The sequence below is a fragment of the Rhodopirellula sp. UH5 genome, assembly GCF_056839225.1.
Genome location: NZ_CM166390.1, coordinates 7,136,703 through 7,163,332, shown reverse-complemented (window position 1 = coordinate 7,163,332; position 26,630 = coordinate 7,136,703). Strand labels below are relative to the sequence as shown.

21 protein-coding genes are annotated in these 26,630 nt (G+C 58.0%); 6 read left to right on the top strand and 15 right to left on the bottom strand.

Annotated features, from left to right (window positions below; all coding sequences use genetic code 11):
* Nucleotides 1-183: 183 nt before the first annotated feature.
* Nucleotides 184-759, bottom strand: a complete 576-nt coding sequence (locus tag UH5x_RS25680) for an FKBP-type peptidyl-prolyl cis-trans isomerase (protein ID WP_047814313.1) — start codon at nt 757-759, stop codon at nt 184-186.
* 264 nt (nt 760-1,023) lie between these two features.
* On the opposite strand from UH5x_RS25680, the gene UH5x_RS25675 reads away from it, so the two are divergent.
* Entirely contained in the window at nt 1,024-1,323 is a 300-nt protein-coding gene (locus UH5x_RS25675; protein ID WP_482634123.1) for an MTH1187 family thiamine-binding protein, read from the top strand.
* Between the two features lie 645 nt (nt 1,324-1,968).
* Here the strand turns inward: UH5x_RS25675 and UH5x_RS25670 are convergent.
* On the bottom strand, nt 1,969-4,275 hold the full coding sequence (locus UH5x_RS25670) for a hypothetical protein (RefSeq protein WP_482634122.1): 2,307 nt from the start codon (nt 4,273-4,275) through the stop codon (nt 1,969-1,971).
* A gap of 607 nt (nt 4,276-4,882) precedes the next feature.
* Here UH5x_RS25670 and UH5x_RS25665 point away from each other — a divergent pair.
* Nucleotides 4,883-5,338 (top strand): hypothetical protein, encoded by a 456-nt coding sequence (locus tag UH5x_RS25665; RefSeq protein WP_482634121.1) that lies wholly within the window; start codon nt 4,883-4,885, stop codon nt 5,336-5,338.
* A 144-nt stretch (nt 5,339-5,482) separates the two neighbouring features.
* On the opposite strand, the gene UH5x_RS25660 is transcribed toward UH5x_RS25665, so the two are convergent.
* The 3 genes from UH5x_RS25660 to UH5x_RS25650 all read right to left on the bottom strand — a co-directional run bounded on the left by UH5x_RS25660 (nt 5,483) and on the right by UH5x_RS25650 (nt 11,491).
* A complete protein-coding gene (locus UH5x_RS25660; RefSeq protein WP_482634120.1) occupies nt 5,483-6,424 on the bottom strand; it encodes a hypothetical protein in 942 nt (313 codons plus the stop codon).
* Nucleotides 6,425-6,930: 506 nt separating this feature from the next.
* Nucleotides 6,931-9,333 (bottom strand): heavy metal translocating P-type ATPase, encoded by a 2,403-nt coding sequence (locus UH5x_RS25655; RefSeq protein ID WP_482634119.1) that lies wholly within the window; start codon nt 9,331-9,333, stop codon nt 6,931-6,933.
* Between the two features lie 211 nt (nt 9,334-9,544).
* Nucleotides 9,545-11,491: a hypothetical protein gene (locus UH5x_RS25650; RefSeq protein WP_482634118.1), complete on the bottom strand. Its 1,947-nt coding sequence runs from the start codon at nt 11,489-11,491 to the stop codon at nt 9,545-9,547.
* A 205-nt stretch (nt 11,492-11,696) separates the two neighbouring features.
* Between UH5x_RS25650 and pyrE the strand changes: the two genes are divergently transcribed.
* Entirely contained in the window at nt 11,697-12,278 is a 582-nt protein-coding gene (gene pyrE / locus UH5x_RS25645) for an orotate phosphoribosyltransferase (protein WP_482634117.1), read from the top strand.
* Here pyrE and UH5x_RS25640 read toward each other — a convergent pair whose 3' ends face one another.
* Entirely contained in the window at nt 12,279-12,494 is a 216-nt protein-coding gene (locus tag UH5x_RS25640) for a hypothetical protein (protein WP_047817370.1), read from the bottom strand.
* A gap of 268 nt (nt 12,495-12,762) precedes the next feature.
* On the opposite strand from UH5x_RS25640, the gene UH5x_RS25635 reads away from it, so the two are divergent.
* Nucleotides 12,763-13,749: an efflux RND transporter periplasmic adaptor subunit gene (locus UH5x_RS25635; RefSeq protein WP_482634116.1), complete on the top strand. Its 987-nt coding sequence runs from the start codon at nt 12,763-12,765 to the stop codon at nt 13,747-13,749.
* A gap of 75 nt (nt 13,750-13,824) precedes the next feature.
* Here the strand turns inward: UH5x_RS25635 and UH5x_RS25630 are convergent, their stop codons facing one another.
* The 6 genes from UH5x_RS25630 to rpmF all read right to left on the bottom strand — a co-directional run bounded on the left by UH5x_RS25630 (nt 13,825) and on the right by rpmF (nt 18,750).
* Nucleotides 13,825-14,538: a response regulator transcription factor gene (locus UH5x_RS25630; protein ID WP_047817368.1), complete on the bottom strand. Its 714-nt coding sequence runs from the start codon at nt 14,536-14,538 to the stop codon at nt 13,825-13,827.
* The gene (gene fabF / locus UH5x_RS25625; protein WP_482634115.1) at nt 14,525-15,814 is read right to left on the bottom strand and encodes a beta-ketoacyl-ACP synthase II; all 1,290 of its coding nucleotides are present in this window, start codon (nt 15,812-15,814) and stop codon (nt 14,525-14,527) included. Before fabF ends, UH5x_RS25630 begins: the two co-directional genes overlap by 14 nt.
* Before the next feature lie 444 nt (nt 15,815-16,258).
* Nucleotides 16,259-16,504 (bottom strand): acyl carrier protein, encoded by a 246-nt coding sequence (locus tag UH5x_RS25620; RefSeq protein ID WP_007324899.1) that lies wholly within the window; start codon nt 16,502-16,504, stop codon nt 16,259-16,261.
* Between the two features lie 140 nt (nt 16,505-16,644).
* Nucleotides 16,645-17,403 (bottom strand): 3-oxoacyl-[acyl-carrier-protein] reductase, encoded by a 759-nt coding sequence (gene fabG / locus UH5x_RS25615; protein WP_047817366.1) that lies wholly within the window; start codon nt 17,401-17,403, stop codon nt 16,645-16,647.
* A 200-nt stretch (nt 17,404-17,603) separates the two neighbouring features.
* A complete protein-coding gene (gene fabD / locus UH5x_RS25610; protein WP_482634114.1) occupies nt 17,604-18,533 on the bottom strand; it encodes an ACP S-malonyltransferase in 930 nt (309 codons plus the stop codon).
* Nucleotides 18,534-18,567: 34 nt separating this feature from the next.
* A complete protein-coding gene (rpmF, locus tag UH5x_RS25605; protein ID WP_007331836.1) occupies nt 18,568-18,750 on the bottom strand; it encodes a 50S ribosomal protein L32 in 183 nt (60 codons plus the stop codon).
* 340 nt (nt 18,751-19,090) lie between these two features.
* On the opposite strand from rpmF, the gene UH5x_RS25600 reads away from it, so the two are divergent.
* Together UH5x_RS25600 and UH5x_RS25595 are read left to right on the top strand one after the other, a co-directional pair.
* Nucleotides 19,091-20,503 (top strand): magnesium chelatase, encoded by a 1,413-nt coding sequence (locus UH5x_RS25600; protein ID WP_482636080.1) that lies wholly within the window; start codon nt 19,091-19,093, stop codon nt 20,501-20,503.
* Between the two features lie 198 nt (nt 20,504-20,701).
* A complete protein-coding gene (locus UH5x_RS25595) occupies nt 20,702-22,132 on the top strand; it encodes a malic enzyme-like NAD(P)-binding protein (protein WP_047817363.1) in 1,431 nt (476 codons plus the stop codon).
* 264 nt (nt 22,133-22,396) lie between these two features.
* Here the strand turns inward: UH5x_RS25595 and UH5x_RS25590 are convergent, their stop codons facing one another.
* From UH5x_RS25590 to UH5x_RS25580, 3 genes are all read right to left on the bottom strand, one after another.
* Nucleotides 22,397-23,626 carry a cytochrome-c peroxidase gene (locus UH5x_RS25590; protein WP_482634113.1) on the bottom strand — a complete coding sequence of 410 codons (1,230 nt, stop codon included), beginning with the start codon at nt 23,624-23,626 and terminating at the stop codon, nt 22,397-22,399.
* Nucleotides 23,627-23,876: 250 nt separating this feature from the next.
* Nucleotides 23,877-25,154 (bottom strand): A/G-specific adenine glycosylase, encoded by a 1,278-nt coding sequence (gene mutY, locus UH5x_RS25585; RefSeq protein WP_482634112.1) that lies wholly within the window; start codon nt 25,152-25,154, stop codon nt 23,877-23,879.
* Between the two features lie 85 nt (nt 25,155-25,239).
* On the bottom strand, nt 25,240-26,289 hold the full coding sequence (locus tag UH5x_RS25580; protein ID WP_482634111.1) for a PDZ domain-containing protein: 1,050 nt from the start codon (nt 26,287-26,289) through the stop codon (nt 25,240-25,242).
* Nucleotides 26,290-26,630 lie beyond the last annotated feature (341 nt).

Sequence of the window (26,630 nt, the reverse complement as noted above, 5' to 3'; positions counted from 1 at the left end):
GGAGATCACCCAATCGTGCGGATCAATGCCACCGTCACGCAGCGGCGTGATGTGACTCAGCGCGAGGTGGCTGGAACCATCCCAATCTCCTGGCAACATCCCAATCTAAAACGGCTCAAACGCGAATGAGCATTTTGTTGCGGGACGTTGGGCTGGCAGAAATGGGTCACCGCGGCTGGGCGTCTAGTTGACGCTCACAAGTTCGACGATGAAGTGCAGGTGGGCGTGAGCAGGAATGGAGCCTGGGGAACCACGCTCGCCGTAACCGAGGTGGGAAGGCACCCACAGTTCGATCATCCCGCCTTCTCCGACGAGCTGCAACCCTTCGGTCCAGCCGGCGACCACGTTTCCAAGTGGGAAGGTCGTCGGTTCGCCTCGATCATACGAGCTGTCGAATTCTTTTCCGTTGTCGAGCCAACCACGGTAGTGGACGCTCACGGTGCTGGCAGCCGTCGGCTTTCGACCGTTGGAATTTCGCAGCACCCGGTAGTTCAACCCGGACGCGGTTTCCGAAAACTCCGGTGCGGGCCCAGCATCCATCGGTCCCGTGTCAGCCTGAAGCTCAGGCTTGTCCAGAAACGAAATGGAGGTCCGTCTCGGAGGTTCCGGATCGAGGGTCCCCAGCTCGGACTCAATGGGTGGGGTGATCGGCGGGCTCGGCGGCGCCGTGGAGCGACATCCCAGCGTGAAGGACAGGAGGCCGAGAAGGCACCATGAAAACCAAGTATTCATATCCGCTGCAACGCTCCAATCACGCATCCCGCATCCATTTAAAACGCCCCTCAGAAATGAACCTTGTGTCCAAATTTCGGTTGGACGTTAGCGAATTCAGTTCCTGCTCGAAAGTCCGATCTTGGGCGGTCCCCGCTGCGGACAGCGGCGAGTCAACTGAAAAATGTGTGCCCCTGCCCTCCCGAGTCGAGCGTGTGCCCGGGGACGATGGCCATGGTGCCGGTGCCGCGAGCGTTTAGACTCAGGGGGTGAACCACGGACCAAGCTGGAAAAACAAGGGAGTTTGCTGAGATGAAAGTCATTGTCGATTTGTGCGTCGTCCCAATGGGCGTGGGTGTTTCGGTGGGCAAGTACGTCGCGGAGTGCCAGAAGGTGCTGCAAGAGGCTGGGCTAACGCACCAACTGCACGCCTACGGCACGAACATCGAGGGCGACTGGGACGAAGTCTTCGCGGCGATCAAACGTTGCCACGAACGGGTGCATGCGATCGGTGCCCCTCGCATCACCACCAGCATCAAAGTCGGAACCCGGACCGACCGCGAGCAAACGATGCAAGACAAGATCGACAGCGTGAATGAGAAGAAGTTTTAGAATTAGGCGTCAGAGCAGAGAACATTGGAAAAGTGATGTTCATTCCGAAATCCAAACCAACGCTCGAACTTCAGTCCACGTTGATCGATGAGGTTGGCGTGAGAGAGACGAATCGTGCGGAGAGTGGTCTCACAACACTATCGTTTCAAAGCCTTGAGTTCCCAAATCGGCACGCGTGGATTGACACTGACTTAGGAGGCGACATCTCGGTCGATCTGGAGGACTGCTCGACTGACGAAACGTGGGACAATGCAGTCGCCAGTTTCATTGCATGCAATGCCGAGTCCGCTTCCACTGTGACAGCACGCTGGCTTCAAGGAGAAAATCTAGAGTCTTGCCGAAACACAAATGGTGTGCGTGAGTCCAGTAGGCCGGATCGAGGAACGGAATGACGCCACTCTGGCAATGCACTTGAGCGGCCGTGTTGGATGAAGATTGAGTTGCTAAGCAGGCACGCAGGTGTCATCGGGTATGTGAGCCGCTGGCACTAGCCGCGGTTTTGACGCACAACCGGGGCTAACGCCCAAACGGCTCACATGGTTCTGCCCGATCATTTCTGACTACCTACTTAGAATGGCGTCTTGCTTGGTCCGGCCTACGTTCTGTTGCCGATGCCTCACAACCACAGGCTGGAAGCCTATGCCACTACGGTTGAGCGGAGAATCGACTGGCGACGTGTTCGCAGTTGATAACTTTTTCCACGAGGTCCAGTGGCACATAGAAGTAGTGGTTCGAAGCCTCGTAACCGATTCGTGAATCTTCGCTCACGACGTCAAACATGTCGCGGGCAAGAGAAACCTCGTTCTCGGTGATTTGCAAAATCTGTTCGACGAGCTTCTGCTTGGAATCGTCGCTGGAGGCCAACGCAGCATCCCGGGCAAGCACAAACCGTGCTTGGTTGGCAACACTCGCAAAGTGGAGGTGGGCAGCGCGAGCCACACTCAGGTCCGATTCAGCAGCTTCTCGCTGCATACCCGCTGTCGCCTGGACAGCTTGCTCCAAGTGGCGAATTCCCCCGGCCCATCCATCCGCAACCATCTCAAATTGCGAGGCAAAGGCGTCGGTGGAATAGGGGCTTCGCCAACCGTTGAGATCATCGTAGGGAAAGCACACCATCGTCGCTCGGTACCCCGTTGGGTCAGCGTACAACAAATTGGCTGGCCCCATTTGCTGCGGTGCTTTGTACATCACCGCACCGCTGTAGGGGAAATTTCGAAATGCATCGCTGAACGCGGTCCAGGCCTGGCGGACCAGAGGTGCCGCGTCGTCGCCAAAGCGATCTTGGGCGATCCGGTTGAGCACCGTTTCCTTCGTGGCTCCCGGTTCGGTTGAGAAAGACTGGGAGACAAGCAAATTGGGAGACGGGTAGCCGCCCAACGTCCAGCTCAGCATGGTGCCGTCCACGCCAACCTCACTCAAATTCTCGCAATGCTCCGCCACCAAATCCATCACGGGAAGAAACGGCACGGCGGATATTTCCCAAGTGTTGTTGACGGCAACTTTGGCGACGGTTTTGAGCCCGGCTTGCTGAGCCTGCTTCCAGTGCTTGGTCGCACGAGGTCCCGGCCCAACGGCAGACATGGAATACTCACCGATCTTGGATGCCACTCCGCCCCGTTCGATTGGCAGGGCCCATTCGCTGACCGACATCAGGGCGACATCCTTTGGAAGCAGTGAGATGATATCCGGCGCGTCACCGTGCCCCTTCCATCCCCAGTCCCAGGCGATCACTCGGGCATCTGGATTGGCCCGGTGGACCCCCTCTGCAATCGTCGCGTTGACTTCCGCAATGATTTCGGCATCGGTGCGTGTGCTGCAGTGAGGGCAGAGATGATGCTGCCCCTTGGATGCGCAGTTGGTGAGGTTTTCAGAAGCGGTGATTGTGAACACGCCGCCAAGATCCGGCACTTCGCCAAACACGTGGGCCAGCGAGTCGCTCATCCAGTTGCGGACTTGGGGTGTGCTCGTGCACATCGTCCAATAGTCACCTCGGCGAATGCCTGCCAGTTCTGGACGCGTTTCGAAAAACGCAGGCGGCATCGCGCGGGGTTCGTTGATGTAGAGATAGATCCCGATGCCGTACCGTTTGGCTTGAGCGACCAGTTTCTTCAACGTCTGAATCCTCTGCTCGTGGCCGGCTCCTAACTCGGGGAATGCCTCTCCGCCCGGAGCAAGTTGTCGAAGGACGACATGCATCCAGATGCCGTTGACGCCTTTGTCAGCCAACCGTGCGAGCAAGCCATCTGGAATCGGCTCGATTTCTGGTTCGATCAATGGATCGCCAAACAAACCAAAGTAGGAGTAGACCATCCGCAACGGTTGTTCACGATTGACGGTGTTGCGATCGGGTAACACGGTGGTTCCTTCGGTGCTGCTGAGTGTTTTCACAAACCGAAATCTTGGCTCGGACTCAACCAATTCCAAGTCGCCAAAATGTTCTCTCACGACCTGTTTGATTTCTGCGGCCCTTTGAACGGCGGCCTCGTCTGGTTCTTGATAGCGAAGGGGCTCGCACTTGGGCTTGAGATTCCCCAGTTTGATGTAGAGAAAGTCATCTTCACGCAACGTCAGGGCGAGTTCATCCGGAGTCATGTCGAGCAGTTCCAACATTTGCTCGTAGGGCAAGAGATGCCAGTTGCGGCGGATCAACGTGATGTAACCACGCTCACGCATCTCACCGGATACTGAGTCGACTTGGGGCAAGCCCATCGACTCAGCGATTCGTTCGATGTTGGTGGTTTCCGTTCCAACCAGTTGCGCCATTTTGGAGGGAGGAACCAGTTGCCAGTTTCGCCAGATGAATGCATGCAGCCGGCTGGGGAAATGAGGTGATTCGAGGGCGAGAGGATGAGTCCCCACCGGCAAGCGATCGAAAGCTGGCAGGGACAATCCGTGCAGCGAGACCAAGGTGACGATGCAGAAGTTGAAAACGATTGCAATGATGCGATTCATAGATGGGGTGTCCCCGTTGCAGAACGGACGCACAAGTTTTGAGATTGGGGCAGCGACATTGTAGTGCGCTAGATCAAGGATTGGGCGACGCTTTCACGGCGACAATGGGAGCCACCAGGTACTAAGCAGGTCGGCTGGAATGATCGGGCACAACCATGTGAGCCGTTTGGGCGTTAGCCCCGGTTGCGAGTGAAAACCGTGGCTAACGCCAACGGCTCACATACCCGATGACACCTGCGTACCTGCTTAGGGTTTGCCAGTGGTTGCAGAATCGTGCCGCGAGTCGAGCGGTTGGTTGGGTGATTGCGTGAGGGACCGGAGGGCTCGCGCCCTTCCGCTAAAACAGCGGTGAACTTTGTTAGCGGAGCGGCGCAAGCCGCCCGGTGCCGTCCTGCACATTTCCAGTTGACGAATCGAGCGATCGTTGCGGAAGGAAACGAGTTCTCCGTTTTTTGGGTAAAATACGAGCAGCACCGCACGGCTCGCGCCGGTAACGCAAGGTAGTGAAGAACGTGTCCGAACTGAACCGCTCATTGCACGAGGAGTATTGAGGTTGCAAGACGACCCAATTGCATTCTTTCTAACTTGGACGTGCTATGGAACCTGGATGCCAGGTGACGATCGCGGCTGGACCAAGTGGCATCACGGAGACCAGGTGCCACAACCTCGGCTTGCGGATTGGTGTCGTGGCCAGATGATTGAATCGGCAGTCGTTTTGGTACTAGAGCAGCGAACGATGATCGAATCCGTCGTTCGTGAACATTGCGAAAAGCGGTGTTGGAATTTACAGGCTGTCAATTGTCGGACCAACCATTGTCGTGTTGTAGTGACGGCACCGAACTACGACGGCGAGAAGGTTCGAGATCAATTGAAGTCTTGGGGCAAGCGGCGGACGAAAGAACGTGAGCGTCAGTTGGGTGTCGCTGAAGAAGGCGTGCGAGATCACTGGTGGACGCGGAAGGGAAGTGTGAGGTATCTGTTCGATGAAGATTCGCTTTCGGCTGCGACAGCGTACGCTTTGGAAGCCCAAGACGCGGGCGGTTCCAGTGCGAACTCGTCGTGATCCAGCGATGCGAGTTCGACGTCAGCTCGGTCGTTGCGTGTGGGACCGGAGGGCTCGCGCCCAGCCGCTAACAAAGTCAGGCGCAAGCCGCCCGGTGCCACGCTCCAACTTTCGAGCCGATGCCACAGGACAAAGAGGACTGGGTCAGCTCTGTTGGGAACGCAGTGGGACTTCGAGGTTGTATCGGTTCGGGGGAACTGCTTCGCCCTGCAAAACTTCGTTGTACAGGTTGACCTTCACGCCGCCCTCCACCGCTTCGGCGCGACCGAGGGGTGGGGATGGTGAGCCTTGATCACCTTGGCGAGGGTGATAGATCGAAACCGCACTTGGAGGCAATGGCTCGCCGTTGACCACCGGTGGTTGAAACACGACGGATACTTCAGGGACTTCCGAACGAGGGATCTTGGTGGTGGCGTAAATCTCAACGAAGGAGGTCGAGTGACCGTTGAACGAGAACGTCTCGCCTTCAAACCGCAACGCTCCCACACGAATTTCATCTTCGCGGTCATGGTCGGTTAAATAACAAGCGAACCAGGTGTGAGGCTCGCCGTCGATTTCCTCGGTGGACTCCTTTCTAACTTCCCAGGTGTAGGTGCCCGCTTTCCAGCGATAGGGTTTCCGGACGCTCACGAATTCTCCTTCGTAACCCGCGCTCTCGCACAACCCACCTTCTTCGGGACGGGCTGCATCGATGCTGACGGGCTCACCGCCCCACCGCGAAAAAATTGCTCCGGGGCCGGGATGGACGCGACGTTCTTCTGTTGGCGAGGGCCAGCCATTCACGTTCGACTGGATGCCACCGTAAAAGACAATTTTGTTGAGGTACTGGCCACCCATTGGGGAGATGTACAGGTTGACCGTGTCAGGCACGTCACGATCGACGGTGAAGGTCACGCCGATGGTTTCGACGTCATCGATGGTCCGTGAACCTCGCCATCTCACGTCCGTTGTGTGCCATGGAAGACGGACTCCACCGGCCTCGATGGGTTTGGTTTCTGCTTGTTTTTCATCGGCAGCGATGGCAGGAACCAACTGCAGGAAAACAGACAGTCCACTCAGAACCAGGACGCGACCAAGCTTGTTCATTTGATGCCTCGACTAGAAGATTGCGATTGAAATGCGTTCCGCCTCCTCCCATTGTTGAGGCACGGGTGCGAAATGCAACGCCTCGGAAAGGGCAGACGAATGGAGTCCGGTTTGCGCGGCCTTGTTGTCTGATAAAGGCGGCGGAAAATCCGATCCGACTTTCAAGCCAAAGGTTTGGTTGGTGGCATAGGATTTGGATCCTGCGAATCATCCCATGCGACCAAAGGCTGGAAGCCTATCAGGCTGTTGATTGAAAACGTTTCGCAGTTCGAACGATCAGCCAACGGGCGGTAGCCTAAGACGCGGGCGGTTCGAGTGCGAACTCGTCGTGATTCAGCGATGCGAGTCCGACGTCGGCTTGGTCGTTGCGTGTTGGGCCGGAGGGCTCGCGCCCTGCCGCTAACAATGTCGGCCGAGGCTTCGGTAAAGTCCTTCTCGCGGAGTGGCGCGAGCCACCCGGTGTCGCACTCCTCATTCCGAACGTGTGCCCAAGGCTCATCATCGATCTAATTCGACACGTCGAGCTGGATCGTTCGCAAACGCAGAGCGTTGCCGATCACGGAGACGCTGCTGAAACTCATCGCCGCGGCGGCGAGCATGGGGCTGAGCAAAATCCCGAAGAAGGGGTACAGCAGACCGGCGGCGATCGGGATGCCCAGTGCGTTGTAAGCAAACGCGAAGAAGAGGTTTTGGCGAATGTTTCGCATCGTCTTTTGGCTGAGCTGTTTCGCTGCCACGACGCCTCGCAAGTCGCCGCCAACCAACGTCACCCCAGCGGACTCCATCGCGACGCTGGTTCCGGTGCCCATGGCGATCCCGACATTGGATGCCGCCAAGGCCGGTGCGTCATTGATTCCGTCGCCGCACATCGCGACCGTTTTGCCCTCTTGTTTGAGTTGCTGAACAAAGTCGTGCTTGGCTTCCGGTGACACGTTGGCTCGGAAGTCATCGATGCCCAGTTGTTTGGCCACCGCTTCGGCGGTGGATTGAGCGTCGCCGGTCAGCATCACGACTTGCAGCCCCAGCGAGTGCAACGCCTTGATGGCCCCCGGCGTGCTGCCCTTGATCGGATCTTGGATGGCAATGATCGCGGCGAGCGTACGATCGATGGCGATGTAAACCACCGTGGCCGCGTCCGCTTGATGCGTCTCCGCTTGCCCGCGGACGCGATCCAATCCCGTCACATTCAAATCGGCCAACCAATTGGGGTTGCCAATCGCAACGTGTTTGCCATCGACATGTGCGACGACACCTTTTCCGGTTGTGCTTTGAAAGTCCCTGGCAACACGCTTTTCGAAACCCGAGGATTCCGCGTGCTCAACGATCGCGCGGCCAAGGGGATGTTCGCTCGATTGCTCCACCGCCGCGGCAATGGACAAGACATCCGATTCGCTCCAGTCACCCTGCGGTTCGATTGCGGTGACGGTGGGACGCCCGTTGGTGAGCGTTCCTGTTTTGTCGACGACGATGGTGTCGACCTTTTCCATGATCTCCAGGATTTCAGCGTCTCGAATCAAGACACCTTCTTTGGCACCACGCCCCACGCCCACCATGACGGACATGGGCGTCGCCAACCCGAGTGCACACGGGCACGCGATGATCAGGACCGCGATCGCGGACACGAACGCGTAGGCCAGCGATGGCTCAGGGCCAAGGATTGACCAGGCGATGAACGCGAGGATGGAACTGAGGATGACCGCCGGCACAAAGTACTGGGCGACTTGATCGACGAGTTTCTGGATCGGGGCTTGGCTGCGCTGCGCATCGGCGACCATTTGCACAATCCGGTGCAGAACCGTGTCGCTGCCAACTTGCGTCGCAGTCATCACCAGCGCCCCAGATTGATTGAGGGTCCCACCCGTCAACGCGTCGCCTTCGGTCTTTTCAACGGGGACCGGTTCGCCCGTCAGCATTGATTCGTCAACACGGGACGTGCCGCTGATGACTTCGCCGTCGACGGGGACCTTTTCACCTGGGCGAATTCGCAGGCGGTCGCCCGATTGAATCTCATCGAGGGAGACGTCGCTTTCGCTTTCTCCTTCGATTCGATGGGCGATGTCGGGGGTGAGCTGCATCAGTTCTCGGATGGCTCCACCGGTTTGCTGACGGGCTCGTAGTTCGAGGACTTGCCCGAGCAACACCAGCGTGATGATCACGGCCGCGGCTTCGAAGTACAACGGTGGCCTGTCAGCGTCGTAGAACGCAGCGGGGATCCAATCCGGGACCAAGACGGCCAGCAAGCTGAACCCAAACGCGGCCAGTGATCCCAACGCGATCAAGGAGAACATGTTGAGGTTCCACGATCGGAACGATTTGGCCCCCCGAACCAGCAGGGGCCATCCACACCAGAACACAACGGGCGTCGCGAGAGCGAATTGCAACCAGCCGTCGATACGAGGGGAAATCCAGCGATCGATCGCAAGACCGATCATCGGCCCCATCGAAAGGATCAACAATGGAACCGACAAGGCAACGCCGATCCAAAACCGACGCTGCATGTCTTTGTACTGGGCTTCGTCCGCGGTGGACGAGGGATCCACGAATTTTGGTTCGAGGTCCATGCCGCAGATCGGGCAATCACCTGGGCCGATCTGTTCGATCTCCAGGTGCATCGGGCAGGTGTAGACGGCGTCGGGGTTGGCGGGTTGGTCGCTGGTTTGAGACTTACTGTGCGAGCCGCCACAGCACGTCGGTTTGGTGCTACAGCACGAGGGTTCGGAACTGGCCGAGGCAGCCTCTTTTTGCTTGCGGGCCCGCAACACCGCTTCTGGATCCGCCTCGAATTTTTTCTGGCAGCCAGCGCTGCAGAAGTAGAACGTTCGCCCGTCATGGTGGCTGGAGAGTGAAGTCGACGGGGCCACCGACATGCCGCAAACGGGATCGATGGCTTGGATTTCGGTGGGATTCATTGTTTTGGCTTGGGAAGGAGGCTTCCCTGCAGCTTACGCAATTCTCATTCCGACTGTTCTGGGCCGGACAGTGCCATCGTACGATTGGAACTAGCTGCCTGCTGATTTCGTCAGCCGGAACGCGATCGTGTCCGGTTCGTCTCCGGCAACCGTGAGCGATCGCTTAATGGCTGATCGCCCAATCTGCGAGGCGTATTCAATCAACCGCCGGTTAGCGGACGACGATCGTGAGCCAACCGTCGCGAGCATCAATGCCAATGACTTTCGCCGAGCGTCCTGCGAGCGTGGGAAGCTTCAGCGTCGAGGGAAGCTTCCATTCGCGATGCAGCAGCGTCATCGGGAAAAGTTTGTCAAAGCCTTCTTCGATGTTCGCTTTGATGGCCGTCTGTGACAGCGTCAAACGACGGCCACCCGGAAACTTCAGATCAATCTCTTCGTCGCGAATCAACATCATCCGGCCGTCTTCCGTGATCGCGGGATGGTAGACGGCGGAGACTTCCAAGCGACGATCCAGTTCTCGGTCCCCTTGGGCGAAGCGGTCGCCTCGCAAGCCAATGCGAAGCGTTTGATCGCGAGCTTCGAAATAGACCGGACGGAAACCGGAGAAGTCGACTTCAAAGCTTTCGGGTTGCTCTCCCTCAGCGGCTGAGGCTTCGTCAGGGGTGTCGCTCTTGTCCGATGGGATCCCAAACGAACTGGTGAGGTCACGCAGTTTTTCAGGTGTGAAGGTTTCTCCGGCCAGCAACTTCATCACCGTGTTGTTGAGGATGCTCTCGTGAACCTGAATCGCGGCACTGTAGCCACCCGGGTAAGTTCCCGATGAGGCCGCGGTTCGGACCGTCGACAACGAGGGGCCTTCGCTGGGTGCCGACAATCCATACGGTCGCCGCATGGTCGCTCGAACGTGCACGGAATCCGTGGTGGATCCAATCGTGCGAACAGGCGAGGGCAAATCCAGACGACGCAGCCAAGGGCTCATCTTCGCGTCGAGGTCGGGGAACGTGCGAGTCGACGCTTCGTCGGTTTGCTGGCGAAAACCTTCCAACACTCGGTCTTGCAGTTTTCGGCGAGAGATCGCTTCGGCTTGCGGTTTCATCTCAGCCGCTTTCTTGGACGCAATTTTGCGGACCAGCTTGAGCGGGTGATTGATTTGGTTGATCTGCGTCGAAAGGCTGGCCGTTGCGATTGGTTCACCTGCGAAAATTCGTTTTTCCGTGATGATCAATTGCCGAGCCGCGTAGACCTGACCAAAGCCTGACGACCGGAGTGTCACAGGGCCGTTGTAGCCTTTCGTCGATGTCGAAAATTGACCGTCGAGACGAACCAACAAGCGGACATTGCCTTCGGATGGCAGCAACGAACCGGTGACGTTTCCGACAACTCGGGCGTCGCCGATGATGCGGGTGCCGAGCAAGCAATCGTTGACTCGTTCGGGATTGTTGACCGGACGGGTGATCGCGTCGCTGATCACGCCACCGTCGACATAGGCACGCAGGTTGGGCGACGAGTAGCGACCTGTGATTCGGGAAACCAATTCGTCGGCTTGATTGGCTGATGCCAGCGACTCGATGATCGATTCGATTTGGGCAACTTCTTCGCCCGAAAGGTCCGTCAGTGAACGAGGCGTTGAACCGGCTTCTTCATCAGCGGCCAAAAGCTTGGCGAGTGTTTCGAGCTGTCGTTCGGAGAGCGCGAGGCCACGTTCGGGATCACCATAACGAAGCGCGGCGAGGTATCGATCCAGTGAAGATCGCAATGCGACCAGACGCGAAAGTTCCAGCCCTTCTTCGGGGCCGCTCAAACGTTGGGACAGTTCAGTGGCGGCGTTGCCTCGTTTCGCGATCGATTCGTTGTTTTCAATCGCGGATCTCAGCGGTTCGAAATCGAGGAAACGCATCCAGGCCTCGTGATTGGCCTGATCCGTCACTCGCTGGAAAAATGCACCGGCGGCCTGCATCGACTCCACCACATCGGCTTCCGTGGCTTCCACGGACGGCAACTTCCCCGCGTCCAAACCCAATTGGGATTGATCAATCAACTGCAACCACTGAGCGGCTTCATTCGCGACGACACCTGCTGCGCTCAGGCAAACCGAGGCACCCGTCAAGGCGATCGCCAACACAAAACGAACTGAAACGGGAAGGACAGAGGAAGGCATGGGGCACGCTGTCGAGAGAATGTGCGGGTTGAGTGGAGTGGGTATTCTAGCTGGTGCTGGCGACACGCAAGGCCCCGGTTGGCTTCGCAATTCGATCCATCGGCTGGTTGAGCCTCTGGGATCGATTGCGGCGGGTGTCTGAATCGCAGCGATTGTGGTATTCGTTCCGATTGAACCGCTCAATTTCCCGCTGGAGAATACTTGGATGTCGTCTGACTCGGCCAATCGTGACCTTGCCCCTCTGATCGCCTTGATGGAAACCGAAGCTTTGCAGCGTGGGGAGTTCACGCTGGCAAGCGGCAAGAAGGCGAACTATTACCTGGACTGCCGCCGCGTCACCTTGCACCCCAAGGGCGCGGGCTTGATCGGACGAGCGATGCTGGACGTGGTGCTCGAGAACGCGAAGGAATCCGGCGTGATGCCCGCCGCGGTCGGTGGCATGGCGATCGGTGCCGACCCAATCACCGCGTCGATCGTGACGCTGGCTGGTGGTGACGACATCGACCTCAAAGGGTTCATGGTCCGCAAGGAAGCCAAGGGCCACGGAATGGGGCAGCAAGTTGAAGGCCCCGTCGCTCCCGGCCAAAAAGTCGTGATCGTGGAAGACGTGATCACCAGCGGCGGCAGTGCGTTGAAGGCCGTCGAAGCGGTCGAAGCATTCGGACTGGAAGTCCAGTACGTGCTCGCGATCATCGATCGCTTGGCCGGAGGTGCCGAGGCCTTCGCCAAGAAAGGCCTGGAGCTGAAAACGCTGACCACCATTCGCGACTTCGGCTTGGAACCCTGATCAGCCCTGAGGCGTGTCGATCTCGACATGCACAATGATCAACACGTCGCCAGCAGCGAACGAATTCATCGGCCCGTTGCCGGCTGAGGGTGCGGGTGCCAGATTGCCATTGATCGAAAGAACACGAGCGCCGCTCTTGCGAATCCAGCGATTGATTTGCCGTTCGAGTTCGGGCAGCTCGGAATCCACACCTTTGAAGAGTTTGACTTGTTGCACGAGGGTTTCCGGGGTCAGTTTTCAAGAGAAGCAGGACGTTTTCAGCCTTCATCGATCGCACCAGAATGCATCGGCGAAGGCCCGCATCGTAACAAATCCCAACCAAGATTGGCTGCCGGAGGGGCGGTTTGGTGAGATGCGGCCAACCCGGACGAAGGTCTCAGTCGTGGCCTGCCACCGGACGAGAACGGCCGACGGAGCGGAATGTTCGAATTAGACTGGTCGGTTGGTTTGATCCACTCAAAACAACCCGTCGGAGTGATGCCTGATGTTTGCTTCTGGCACCCAGTCAACAATCGTGAATCCGCTTGGGCATTTCGCCAAGGCTGTCTCCGCCCATCTGCCGGTCGCGGCCGCTTGGGTTGCAGCGACGCTGTGCATTTCTTCGTCGCTGCAGGCCGATGAATCGGGCAACCAGGCCATCGTGATCGAAGCGGCCCAAGCGACTTTGGTCACTGACCTCCCGCTCGCCGCACCGGTTGCAGGGCGAGTCCGGTCCTTGAGCGTGGTCGAAGGCCAGCAGGTTTCCCAAGGCGAACTGCTGGTTCAGCTGGACGATCGCCGCGCGAAAGCGGAACTGGAAGCGGCACAAGCAGCCTCTCAAGCGGCTGCGCTGCAATCCACCAGTGACGTTGACCAACGCTATGCCGAACGCACCCGTGAAGTCCGAATGCGAGAGCTCGAACAGAGCCTGGACGCGAATCGGCGTTTTCAAAACAGCGTCACCGCGACTGAGATTGATCGCTTGCAATTGGTGATCGACCAGGCGGGGCTGTCGATCGAACAGGCTCACAAAGAATCGGAAATCGCAGAAGCCAACGCGAACGAAAAACAGTCGCTCGTCAGAATGGCGGAACTTCGGGTGGCGGAGCATCGCCTGGAGTCACCGCTCTCTGGAAGCGTGGCGGAAGTGACGGTCTCTCCCGGCGAGTGGGTGGATGCCGGCCAACCACTGCTGCGTTTGATCTCATTGGATCCGATTCGTGTCAGCGGGTTCGTCGACGGACGCCAGCACGGAGCCGAACTGAACGGCCGAGCGGTTGAATTCGAGTGGACCGAATCCATCAACGGTCAAGAAAACATCACCGTGCTGCGTGGTGAAGTGACGTTTGTGTCATTGGAACTTCACCCGGTGAACTCACAAGTTCGGATGTGGGCAAGCTTGCGAAATCCAGATCGCAAGGCGCGACCTGGAGTCCGGGGGACACTGCGAATATTCCCCGCGGACCGCACGCTGGATTTGCCAGCTGAATGAACTGGCTGATTCGCTTCCGCTGCGGTTCATCCATGCGGTCCACAGAATGAACCGCGTGATGAAGGGGACATTCAATCAGGGAGCAGGCGGGACCAATGCGGCAGGCCCTGCATCCAAGTTGACTTCGGCTGCCAACAGCATCTTGTAGAGGTCAACTTCGTTGTCGATGTTCAGCTTGGTGAAAATGCTGCCACGGTGTTTCGACGCCGTTTGGACGCTGATGCTGAGTTCCTGAGCGATGCCTTTGAGTGGCGACCCACCGGCCAGCAGCAGCATGACTTCGGTTTCGCGAGGCGAGATTTTCCGCAGCAGGTCGAGAGCTTCCTTGCGAACTTGATGCCGAAAGCGATCGCGACGGTGTTTGCGAATGGCGCTGTTGATCGCATGCAGGATCTCTTCGTGCCGGAATCCCTTTTCGATGAAGTCGAAAACGCCTTGCTGGAATGCCGCTCGGCAGTTTTCCGCATCGCCGTGCCCGGTCACCAAGATCACAGGAACGGTCAGTTCCCGGCGAGACATTTCGGCTTGCAGTTCCAAGCCGCTCAGTCGCGGCATCCGCAGGTCGGCAACGACACAGCCGTGGGATTCGGCATGCAAGACTTTGAGAAGATCTTCGGCCTGATTGAAAGTTTCAGTCTTCAAGCCTTCTTGAGAACACCAGCGTTGCAACAGGTCCAATTCGGCTTGTTGATCGTCGACCAAGTAAACGACTGGTTCGGGACCAGCGTCCTCCTGGGGTGATGCATTGGGATCGAACAAGTCGGAGTTCAGATTATCAAGAGCCGTCATGGGAGAATCGTCCAAAGAGAACGCACGCGTTATGACCGCCAAATCCGAAGCTGTTGCTCATTGCGAGGTCAACTTTTTGTTCCCGAGGTTGATTGGGGACGTAGTCGAGGTCGCAACTTGGATCTGGCGTGTCGAGATTAATGGTGGGGGCAATCACATTGTTCTGAATGGTTTGACAAAGGATGACTGCTTCGATCCCGCCGCTAGCACCCAAGGAGTGCCCGAGGGCGCTCTTGGTGCTGCTGATGGCAACGTTGGGGGCGTGGTCACCCAAAACGGTATGGATCGCGCGAGTTTCAGCTTTGTCACCCAAGGGTGTGCTTGTCCCGTGAGCATTAATGTAATCGATTTCGTGGGCCGCGCGGCCACTGTCCTGAATTGCAGCGCGCATCGCGGCGGCAGCTCCCAATCCTTCTGGGTCGGGAGCGGTGATGTGGCCGGCATCGCTGGTGGTGCCATAGCCCAAAACTTCTGCGTAAATCTTCGCGTCTCGAGCTTGAGCGTGCTCAAGTTCTTCAAACACAAGCAGACCGGCGCCTTCAGCCAACACAAATCCATCGCGGTCGGAATCGAACGGGCGACTGGCTCGTTGTGGGTCGTCATTCCGCGTCGACAGGGCCTTCATGTTTTGGAACGCAGCCAATCCCATGCGAGTGATCGCCGCTTCAGTTCCGCCGGTGATCACGACATCGGTTTCGCCACCGCGAATGCTGCGAAGGGCATCGCCCATCGCGTTGGTGGCACTGGCACAAGCGGTCGCCACCGCGTAGTTCGGACCCTTGAGCCCGTATCGGATGGAGATGTTTCCGCCGGCAGCGTTGACCATCATCTTCGGGACGGTGAACGGGCTGACTCGATCGGGGCCTTTGTTGAGCATCCGCTCAATCTGCTCTTCAATTTCGTTGAGCCCGCCGATTCCCGAACCCAAGATCACGCCGCAGCGTTTGCGATCGGTTTTGTCCCAATCGATGCCCGAGTCCAGGACGGCTTGCGCCCCGGCGTGAACAGCGAACTGGGTGAAACGGTCCAGTCGCTTGGCTTCTTTCGCTTCCACGTGATCCGCGACATTGAAGTCAGGGATGTCACCGCCAAAGTGAACCTTGTACTTGGAGGTGTCCATGATGGACAACTCGTGGATCCCGGACTTACCAGCCAACAACGCCGACCAAAGGGTGGCGACATCGGATCCCAATGGCGTGACGGTTCCCAATCCGGTGATCACAACACGTCGTGATTTGGAAGGGTCGTAAGATGGCGTTGTGGAGGCGTCCGTCATGAGCGTGGTGACGAATGAACGTCATGCAATGTTGGGAGAAGGAACCGCAGGGAGCGTGACTGGCACCCTAGCAAAAAACGCCAATGAAACCTTGTCAATGTAGCGAAATGACAGGGCAAAATGGCGACGATGCGGTCTGTGATGCGGATGATTGCGATTGGCGAAAGATTGCCGGGGCGACGCCGAGCCCAGAAGTGCGTCGAGTCATCCGGTGTGCAGAAATCAAGTGAACGAAGCACCCGCCGCAGGATTCGGATGAGTCAAGCAAGCATGGCTGGAACACTCAGATCGCGATTCACACCAGGGACAACGACCGCGTCTGGCTTCGCCGTCTTGGATCGGAGCCCCTCACGGATCTTGCTTGGAAGATCCCGCGAGGCGTTCCGTGGTTGAGCATTGCATCCCACGGCGAGTGATTCGCCATGGATGCAATCAGATCGGGAACTAGGCGTCTTCGCCTTTTTCCTTTTCGATGAAATCAATCGCTTCGCCGACCTTTTGGATCTTTTCGGCGGAGTCATCAGGAATGCTGATGTCGAACTCTTCTTCGAGCTCCATCACCAACTCAACAGTGTCGAGCGAGTCGGCACCGAGGTCGTTGACGAACGATGTTTCGCGGGTGATTTTGTCTTTGTCAACGCCGAGCTGTTCAGAAACAATGTCGACCACGCGTTCTTCGATAGACGCCATGGGCGTAACTCCGATTTAAATGTCAGTTAGATTCGAAAAGGGAAAGTGCAAATCTGTGGGGCAGGGCACAACCGAGACGGCACTCCATAGCCGCTCGGGGCAGAACATAGGTGACGCAGCTAAAACGCGTCAATATGCCGTTAGCCGACCATTCCACCGTCAACGACAATGGTTTGCCCAGAAATGTAGCTGGCATCACGGCTGGCCAAGAACAACACCGCCGCAGCGACATCCTCCGGCTGACCAACCCGCTTGGCGGGGATTCGTTTTTTAACTTCTTCCAGGATGACGTCGCCCAGTTCAGCGGTCATTTCACTGGCAATGAACCCAGGAGCGACGGCGTTGACCGTGACGCCACGTGAGACGAGCTCCTTGCTCATCGTCCGCGTCATCCCAATCATCCCCGCCTTGCTGGCCGAGTAATTGGCTTGACCTGGGTTGCCGATCAGGCCTGAGATGCTGGCCATGTTGATGATTCGACCATACTTGCTGCGCCGCATCACTCCCGCGGCCGCGCGACAGCACACGAAGCAGCTGGTCAAGTTCGTGGCGATGACAGAATCCCACTCTTCGTCGGACATGCCCCGCATCAGCTTGTCACGCGTGATCCCGGCGTTGTTGACCAAGATGTCCAGACGACCGTGTTTTTTGTGGGTGCCTTCGATGGCTTCGGCGGCGGCTTTGCGATCGGTGACGTCGCAGGGCAGGGCTTCGCCCGTTCCCCCAGCGGCTTCGATTTCCGCGACGGTAGCGGCCAGCTTCTCTGCGTTGCGAGCGACGCAAACCACGTGGGCTCCGTTTTGCCCCAGTGCGACAGCGACAGCTCGGCCGAGACCTTGGCTGGCACCGGTGACAATGGCGACTTGATCTTTCAAATCAACCGACAGGGAGAGATCCATGGGGGCAGGTCTGTGGGGTTGGGAGGTTGGGGAGCATGGTTGTAAGAACGGACTGCCCCGCGATGTCAGGGGCGTTGTCTTCGTCGGTGGCGTTCGCAAGCGTCTGCACGATGGCCGGCATTTGTACGATGGCCTTCCAAGGCCGTCGAATGGTGTCTGTACGATGGCCTTCCAAGGCCGTCGGATCGGATTTCACCGGCTCAGGGCTGATCGCCGAAGCCGTCCGTTGGCGTTTTGCGAGCGATGCGTTTGATCGTGCCTCGCAGCACACGGCCAGTCCCCGCTTCCAGAAAACCATCCACGCCGTCACCAAGCATCGCGTTGATGGAATCGTCCCAACGGACGGGATTGACGACCTGACGTGCCAGCAGCTGGCGAATTTCCTCGGCGGAGGTGTGTGGTTTCGCGTCGACGTTGCTGTACACCGGAATTCGCGTGTCCGACAACTCGACCTCTGCAAGAGCCTGCGTGAGCAATTCCACTGCGCCATCCATGATGGGCGTGTGAAAAGCACCCGCAACACTGAGTGGCACGACCTTCATCGCACCCGCAGCAGTGGCGGCAGGTCCCAGGCGTTCCAAAGCGGATCGATGGCCCGACACCGCAATGTTGCCGGGGCACAGCAGGTTGGCAGGTTGCAGAATCTCGTCCCCGCTGCGGCACTCTTCGCAAACCGCGGTCAGCTTTTCGAGATCCAGCCCCAGTACGCTGGCCATGCCTGAATCGGTCGCGTCAGCACAAGCCTGCATGGCTTCGCCGCGTTTCTGAACCAGCTTCAGGCCATCGGCGAAGGACAGGCCTCCGGCGTAGCAAACGGCGGTGTATTCACCCAGGCTGAGTCCCGCGGCGGCAATGATTTTTTTTGCCAGCTCGGGGTTCAACTCGTCATGCACACGTGCAGCAGCGACCCCCACGACAAACAGTGCCGGTTGGCTGTGAACGGTTTCGTTCAGCTTTTCAGCTGGACCGTCCGCACACAGGGATTTCAGGTCGTATCCCAGCACATCGCCTGCTTCTTCAAACAGTTCGTTGGCGAGGGGATATTCCGCGCACAACCATGTCCCCATGCCGGGCGTCTGAGCACCTTGGCCGGGAAACAGGATCGCTGGTTTTGTTGCGTCGAGACTCACAGCAGGTCGTACTCAGTTCAATTGGTGGCTGGAATTACTGGTCAGTCGATTCAACGACTGTGCGACCTTGGTAATAACCACATTTCGGACAAACGACGTGCGTCGGCACTGCGGTGCTGCACTGCGGGCAGTAGGTCACTTGACGTTTTTTCAAGTGATCGTGGGCGCGGCGTTTGCCGGTACGGCTGTTGGAGTGCTTGCGTTTTGGGACGGCCATGGCAGACAAGCCCGCGAACGGGCGATCTTGGAATGGGTGGTGTGGACGAATTTCAAACCGCGAAAGATAAGCATCGGACGTGGGTTTCGTCAACGCGTCCTGGACCCAAAAGTCCCGCTTTCAATGGCCTTTTGCTCCATTCGGGTCACGGGGTGGTTGGTTTGCACCAATTCGGAAAGAGTCTCTGATTCCTCCGAGATGTCCGAACCAAGGCCCTCCCCGGTTGCATACGATTGAATCAGATAGGATTCACGCCCCAGAAGTTGCTTCCCAGCACCGACGCCTTTTTCCCCCGAGCCCACACGTGACCAGCCCTGTGCCAAGTCCCGAGAAAATCACGATGGATGCCCCCGAAGCCCGCGATTTGCAGCAATTGATCGACAGCGGATGGTCTTCCAAAACGGTCAAGCACGAGATTCGAGACAATTTCTCTCGAATGTTGGCTCAGCGAGAGGAACTGTTTCCAGGAATCATCGGATACGAAGACACGGTCATCCCAGAAATCAGCCTGGCGCTGCTGGCCGGTCACGACATGTTGTTCATGGGCGAAAAGGGGCAAGCCAAAAGCCGGATCATGCGGCAGTTGGTGCAATTCCTAGATCCCTGGGTTCCCTACATCGATCACCCTGATTTGCCGATCCATGAGGATCCGCTGAACCCGATCACGTCGCTAGGCAAGCGTCTGGTCGCCGATCGCTCCCCAGAGGACATCCCGATCGGATGGTGGCACCGCAAGGAACGTTACGCGGAACGCTTGTCCCCGGGCACGAAATTCGCCGACATCATCGGCGAAATTGATCCGGCCAAGTTAACCGGTGGCGTCAGCATGAGCGCCGAAGAAGCCCTGTCGTTTGGTTTGATCCCACGGATGCACCGCGGAATTTTCGCGATGAACGAGCTGCCCGAACTGGATGATTTGGTCCAGGTCGGCCTGTTCAACATCCTCGAAGAACGCGATGTGCAAATCCGCGGTTACCCGATCCGGTTTGACTTGGACGTGATGATTTTGTTCTCGGCCAACCCCTCGACTTACAACCGATCGGGGAAAGTCATCCCGCAACTCAAGGACCGCATCGGGACCATCGTCCAGACTCACTACCCCAGCGAGCGGACGCAGGGGATCGAGATCCTGCAGCAGGAGGTCGGCGACGATTTGGGTGGAGATTACCCGGTGCATGTGCCGCTGTTCATGTACCAGATCATCGAAGAAATCACCCACCAGGCCCGGCAGAGCAAGTACATCGACCAAGCCTCGGGTGTGTCGGCACGGTTCTCATTGGCGAACTTTCGGACGATCGTGGCCTCGGCTCGCCAACGCGGGATTGTGCACGGCGAGAACCCCGCGGTGCCTCGAATCAGTGACCTCGGGCACCTCTACGCGAGCAGCCTCGGCAAGCTGGAATTGGATTTGATGGGCACGCATCAAATGTCTGAAAAGCAAGTGATCGATTCGGTGATTGCGGAAGCGATTCACACCGTTTTCGCCGAGTACATCGAGGAACACGGGCTGGCAGAAATCGCAGAGATCTTCCGCGGCGGCGTTCGCGTGGAGGTGGGAACGATGCTGCCCAGCAGCGAGTACGCGGAGCGTTTGCAGCATGTCCCGCCGGCCTGGGACCGAGCGTTTGAGGTCAACGCCAGTGAAAACGAAGCGATGCGAGCCTCGTGTGTGGAGTTTGTGTTGGCAGGACTCTATAGCATGGACAAAATCAGTCGCTCACAGCGGCACGGCAAGATCAGCTACGAGACTTGAGTGCCAAGGCGAGCCTCGGATGCCTGGGTTGCCGGCCGGGTGGCTTCTTCGCCCTCGGCCCAAACCCGGCGATTTTTCAGTGTGTCATTGCTCGGGTGCAATTCTCTGGCAATGACGTGATTGCGGTGACGTGGTACAAGGTCGGCTCTCCTAATTCTGACCACCGACGCCCCAGCCATTGAAGGGTGACTCGCCACGATGAACCAACACAGCCCGTCTTACGCCATCACGATCCGTTTGCGTTATTCCGATTCGCCTGGCGCGATGGGCAAGATCACCACGGCAATCGGCGAAGCGGATGGAGCCATTGGGGCGGTCGACATCGTCAACATTCGCGGCGGAAAAATCTCGCGTGACTTCACGGTCAACGCTCGCGACGTCGATCACGGCAAACGAATTGTCGAGCACCTGCGAACGGTGGAAGAGGTCGAGGTCGTGCACACCTCCGACCGAGTGTTCCTGATGCACCTCGGCGGAAAAATCGAAGTCTTGCCCAAGATGCCAATCAAGACTCGGGACGATTTGTCGATGGCTTACACGCCCGGCGTCGCTCGGGTTTGCAACGCGATCGCGGAAGATCCCGATTCGTCCTTCGCACTGACCATTCGCCACAACACCGTGGCGGTCGTCAGCGACGGCTCGGCGGTGCTGGGACTGGGCAACATCGGCCCCCGCGCTGCCATGCCAGTCATGGAAGGCAAAGCGATGCTGTTCAAAGAGTTCGCGAACGTCGACGCGTTTCCAATTTGCTTGGACACACAGGACACCGAAGCCATCATCGAGACGGTTCGACAATTGGCACCGACCTTTGGCGGCATCAACTTGGAAGACATCTCCGCGCCACGGTGCATTGAGATCGAGCAACGATTGGACAAAGAACTGGAAATCCCGGTCTTCCACGACGATCAACACGGCACGGCGATCGTGGTGCTGGCGGGATTGAAAAACAGCTTGCTTCGCGTCGGGAAAACACTTGCGGATGTCCGGATCGTGGTCAACGGCGCTGGTGCGGCCGGAACCGCGATTGTCAAGTTGCTGCTGATCTCTGGAGCGAAAGACATCGTCGTCTGCGATCGCGAAGGAGCGATCCACGCCGGCGAACCCAGCCAGCCCGATGATTCCAAGCAATGGATCGCGGACAACACCAACCCTCGCGGTGCATCCGGCAAGCTTTCTGAAGTGATTTTGGGAGCCGATGTGTTCGTTGGCGTTTCGGCGCCGAACGTTCTGCAAACCGAAGACGTGGCCAACATGGGCAAGGACCCGATCGTGTTCGCTCTCGCCAACCCTGATCCTGAAATCTTGCCTGCCAACGCGGCCCCACACGTTCGGATCATGGCAACGGGGCGCAGTGATTTCCCCAACCAGATCAACAACGTGCTGTGCTTCCCCGGGTTGTTCCGCGGGGTGCTGGACGTTCGCGCGACAACGATCAACAACGAGATGAAATTGGCTGCCGCGGAAGCCATCGCGGCAACCATTCCTGAGTCCGATCTGTTGGACGATTACGTGATCCCCAGCGTGTTTGATCGCCGGGTGGCAAAGGTCGTCGCCCAAGCGGTCGCGAAAGCTGCGGTGGAGACCGGAGTCGCTCGCCGGCGAAACAAGGCCGCCGAAGACATCCTGTAAGAGTCCTGGATCGCTCCGCCAATCCAAGGTGGTGCCGCGAGAGTCGACCTCGTTCAGGTCTCGCCTGGCGTCTCGTTCGAGACCTTCGAACAAAACGCGGCGGACTGCGGTGTCGCACGGCGGCCCCCGCCTGCTGAGACAGAATCGGGAGGCGGAGCCTCCAAGACAGTGTGTTCCCAGGCAGAGCCAGGGAACAAGAAATTCGAAACTGCACGACCTCTTTCTCGGTGGAGACCACCGAGCGACAGGTTGTTGGCTCGCGGATCAGCCGTCGGCTGGCAAGCGTCCCGGCTCGATGACAGGGAAATCGCTCTGCAGACCCTGACGCATGAACTCGACCAAGTCCGCTTTCTCTTGCTCGGTCAGGTTCAGCGGCTTCATCTTGTCGCTGAGGTACGGGTTGGCGTGGCCACCCTTGTTGTACCACTCAATGACTTCTTCCAGTGTCTCTTGGCTGCCGTCGTGCATGTAGGGACCGGAGTCGGCGACGTTTCGCATCGTGGGGGTTTTGAACGCACCACGATCTTTGTCGTCCTTGGTGATTTCAAATCGGCCCAGGTCAGGTTTTTCCGTTTCCATGCCCACACCCAAGTTGTGGAACTGTTCATCGGTGAAGTTGGCACCCGCGTGACAAGCGGTGCAGTTGGCTTTGCCGAACGTCAGTTCCATGCCGCGAATCGATGATTCGGTCATCGAATTCTTGGCGGCCTCTGCCTGGAGCTTCGCGTATTGCTCGGCCAATTCGGGTTCTTCGTCGAGGTATTCCAGGTCCTCCGCAAACGTCTTTTCAAACGCCGACAACGGGGCGTAGTAATCGTAAGGAGCCGGCCCCGTCACGATGGCACGTTCAAACGTTGCAAGTGCCTTGCCAACGTTGTCGATCGTCACGCCGTCATCGAAGACCTTGTCAAACTGTGCCTTGTAAATGGCGTTGTCGGCGAGCGTCTTCACGCAGACATCGTGTGTGTTGCCCATTTCGATGGGGTTGGCGATGGGTCCCACGGCTTGCTCTTCCAACGAAGCGGCGCGTCCATCATGGAATTGATGCTTGCTGAGAATGCGATTGAACGAGACCGGTGAGTTGCGGTTTCCGGTGAGGCCGCGGATGCCCACGCCGAATTGAGTGGGGGCACCCCAGCCGGTTTCGGCGGCGTGGCAAGTGGCACAGGAAATCGTGCCGTCGGCTGACAAACGCGGATCGAAATACAACTGACGGCCCAGCTCAATCTTGGCCCGCGTCATCGGATTGTCTTCTGGGATGTAAATGTTTCCCGCGGCGGCATCGAGGCCCTTGGGGAGCGTGACATCCAGTTCGGCGTGGTTTTTCGAGTCGGCCATGAAACGTTGGGCTTGTTCCAACGTCAGTGGGCCTTCGCCAGGGATTCCGGCCGTCAGGGTTGGGTCGCCAAGCGAAACGGTTTCCGCGGCAAAAACAGTGGGGCTGGTGGCAACCAAGGTCGCCGCGGCACACATCAAAATGCGCTGAATGGTCATGGTGAAATCAAGATTTGTAGGAAGGCATCGTTGAAACGAAGGATCGGGCGGACAGCGCCGGTCTCATTCCCCTCGCGTCCGTCGCGGCGGAGGAATCGATCAGAAGGCGGCACAAAACACGTCGTTTTCTCGCCTGAAGGCAGGAACATCATTTTAGCATCTCTGCCAGCAGGTGTGACTGAAATCAGACCGATTCGACACGATTCGAATCTCGATGCGGAACCGCATTTGCCAACCCTGGCCTCGAGACTCAGATCTCTGAAAAAAGAGACCGCTGGGGACGGTCCAGCAACCGGACGATTTTGCGTCCGGTCACGGACATCGGCATGTCCGCCAGCTCGTCAATCGAGGCCCAACGCCAAGGCTCCGGTAGCGGCCCGTGTTCCTCGTCCGAGTTGTCGCCTGCATTCTGCCTAGCCAAATCGGCGAGGTGAATGTGCAGCGTCATTCGATAGCGAGTGACCGCGTGTTTGATGGTTTTCAAACGCATTCCGATCGTCACGTCGCCACCGAGATGCTCGGCCAACCACGATTCCATGCCGATCACGTCCTCGGCTTCTGGTGGTCCAGCACGTGGGAAATCAATCATCCCGGCGAACCGGACGCCCTCGGGGATGGTGCGAACCAAGTACTTTTCAGCCTGTGAAATCACGACGGCGATTTCCGTGCGTGACTCGTATTGAACCTTGCTGATCTTGCCAGGGATTTCTGCTTGCAGTCCCAATTGGTTGGCGTGGCACATTGTCGCGACGGGGCACACATCGCATTTGGGCGTCTTAGGCGAGCAGATCAGTGCCCCCAATTCCATCGCGGCTTGGTTGAATCCTGCCGGGCCGTTGGTCCGATCGCCAGCCTTTTTTCGTGGCAGCATCTTTTCCGACAATTCCCACAATCGCGCCTGAGCGATCTTTTCCGTTGGCGGCGTGGTCAGTCCGATCCAGCGGCTGAAAACTCGCTGGGTGTTGCCTTCCAAAATGGGGAAGGCTTCATTGCGAGAAATCGACAGGATGGCTCCCGCGGTGTAGCGTCCAATCCCGGGAAGCGCCAGCACGTCTTCAAACGAATCGGGGAACTCCCCTTCGTGTTCCGCCGCCATCTTTTTCGCCGACGCATGCAACGACCTGGCCCGGCGGTAGTACCCCAGTCCTTCCCACATCCGCATCAATTGGTTCTCGTCAGCGTTGGCCAAATCACGAATGGTGGGGTAGGTGCTGAGGAACCGCTCGAAGTAGGGCAGCACGGTGGCCACCTGAGTTTGCTGGCACATGATCTCGCTGATCCAAACCCGGTACGGCGAGTGGTCACGTCGCCAGGGCAGGTCGCGTGCATTTTCTGAGAACCAGGTCAGCAGCCGCTTGCGCACTCGAGACCGCCAGTTGGAATCACGCCAATTGCCGGAATCGATCTGCGGGACTTCGGTATCGATGGTGCTGGATGAAGGTGAGGCGTTGAAAGGCGGGCGAGAACAATTCGTCAGTGGCAGGCCAGTGCATCCGCCACACACAACCTTTAGGTTGGACGATGGCACGACGGACTTCCAATTGCGTCGGTGCCAATGACGTTGGACGGACCTGGACCCCCGTCGGACCCAAAGTCGATGGCAGGATGATGCATCAGTTGGGCTCAGTCAGTTTGCCAAGTTTCGCGTCGGTTTCATACTCGACGTTACGGCGTCGATATCCGATGCGAATGGTTTGCCCGGGGTCTCGCGTGTTGATGACGGCTTGCAGGTCCGCGAATTTACGAATGGGTTCGCCGTTGGCTTGAATGATCACGTCGCTGGGGAGCAGGCCTGCAACCTCGGCGCCGCTGCCCTCGACGACACTTTGAATGATGCATTCATTGAAGGAATCGTTGCAGCGGACCCCCAAGAAGCCGCCGCGTTTGAATTCGATGTTCAACCCCGGCAGGGCTTGCCGCAAGGCGTCAACTCGCTCGGTTGAGAGATCGGTGCCATTGAGGGTCAGCGAAATGCGAATCGGTAGCTTCGCAATCGCATCGATCAATTCATCATTGAGCGGGACATAACGGAATTCCAAGTGATCGATCGAATCCAAATCACCGATGACCTTCATCGTTTCGAGATCGATCTCGCCGTACAGCAACGACAGCGTCTTCAGGTCCGGCATTTGGATCACGCCCTTCAGCACGCTTTGCCGAATCGCGGCCCCTTCGATGCGAGCGAACTCGACCTTGTCGATCCAGCGAAGCAGTTCCAACAGCGAATCATCACCGGTGTAGTCCTCCGTGATCTCGACAATGCGTTGCAGATTGGTGGTCGCGTTGTAGACAAATTCTTTGACACCGATCATCGCTCCCTGCATCGACAGCGTTTGAATGGTCTGTGCCCGTCGAACTTGGGTGATTTCCTCCACCGCCATGGTGGCTCGTTCACCGCGACTGCCGCCCATCGTGGACAGGGCCAGCAACGTTTCCCACGCATCGGGTTCGTTGGGATCAGGTTGAGCCAATTGGGGACGATCGGATTCGCCTTCGAGAATCGGGCGAGCCATTGCGATCGATTGCAAAATGCCGATCGCTCGCTGGGTGGTTTCCAAGTCGCCGCGCTCGAGGACCTGCAACAAAGGCTCGATCGCGACCGGGCCGGCCTTGAGCAAGGCCTCCGTAGCGTTCTCGCGACGCAAATAGGAATCGCTGGACAAGCTTTCAATTTGAGCAGCAACCCCCTCAGGTGGGGCCGCTTGAACGGTCGGAAAGAGCGCCAGGAGCAACCCAAAACCAGCAATTTTCGTGCTTTGGTGAATCAACGAAACAAAACGCATGGGGCCACAGGATGGGTGGGAGGGCCGCGAAAGGGCATGGTTGAGGTCAGGATGACACCTTTGCAGTGCGGGGCAGGGTGTCCCGGGTCGGACCGTCACCGTATTCTACCGGAAATCATGATGAACGCACGTGTCGATTGCGTCGAGTGCGGTCTGCTTGCTCTTGAGAATTGAACTCGAGCAGTGACTCCATTGCAACGCAAGCGTGTGGCCCTCCCCAC

Coding starts and splice junctions, on each gene's coding strand:
- UH5x_RS25680 (WP_047814313.1), bottom strand. CDS start 759: ATGCGTGATTGGAGCGTTGCAGCGGATATGAATACTTGGTTTTCATGG.
- UH5x_RS25675 (WP_482634123.1), top strand. CDS start 1,024: ATGAAAGTCATTGTCGATTTGTGCGTCGTCCCAATGGGCGTGGGTGTT.
- UH5x_RS25670 (WP_482634122.1), bottom strand. CDS start 4,275: ATGAATCGCATCATTGCAATCGTTTTCAACTTCTGCATCGTCACCTTG.
- UH5x_RS25665 (WP_482634121.1), top strand. CDS start 4,883: ATGCCAGGTGACGATCGCGGCTGGACCAAGTGGCATCACGGAGACCAG.
- UH5x_RS25660 (WP_482634120.1), bottom strand. CDS start 6,424: ATGAACAAGCTTGGTCGCGTCCTGGTTCTGAGTGGACTGTCTGTTTTC.
- UH5x_RS25655 (WP_482634119.1), bottom strand. CDS start 9,333: ATGAATCCCACCGAAATCCAAGCCATCGATCCCGTTTGCGGCATGTCG.
- UH5x_RS25650 (WP_482634118.1), bottom strand. CDS start 11,491: ATGCCTTCCTCTGTCCTTCCCGTTTCAGTTCGTTTTGTGTTGGCGATC.
- pyrE (WP_482634117.1), top strand. CDS start 11,697: ATGTCGTCTGACTCGGCCAATCGTGACCTTGCCCCTCTGATCGCCTTG.
- UH5x_RS25635 (WP_482634116.1), top strand. CDS start 12,763: ATGTTTGCTTCTGGCACCCAGTCAACAATCGTGAATCCGCTTGGGCAT.
- UH5x_RS25630 (WP_047817368.1), bottom strand. CDS start 14,538: ATGACGGCTCTTGATAATCTGAACTCCGACTTGTTCGATCCCAATGCA.
- fabF (WP_482634115.1), bottom strand. CDS start 15,814: ATGACGGACGCCTCCACAACGCCATCTTACGACCCTTCCAAATCACGA.
- UH5x_RS25620 (WP_007324899.1), bottom strand. CDS start 16,504: ATGGCGTCTATCGAAGAACGCGTGGTCGACATTGTTTCTGAACAGCTC.
- fabG (WP_047817366.1), bottom strand. CDS start 17,403: ATGGATCTCTCCCTGTCGGTTGATTTGAAAGATCAAGTCGCCATTGTC.
- rpmF (WP_007331836.1), bottom strand. CDS start 18,750: ATGGCCGTCCCAAAACGCAAGCACTCCAACAGCCGTACCGGCAAACGC.
- UH5x_RS25600 (WP_482636080.1), top strand. CDS start 19,091: ATGGATGCCCCCGAAGCCCGCGATTTGCAGCAATTGATCGACAGCGGA.
- UH5x_RS25595 (WP_047817363.1), top strand. CDS start 20,702: ATGAACCAACACAGCCCGTCTTACGCCATCACGATCCGTTTGCGTTAT.
- UH5x_RS25590 (WP_482634113.1), bottom strand. CDS start 23,626: ATGACCATTCAGCGCATTTTGATGTGTGCCGCGGCGACCTTGGTTGCC.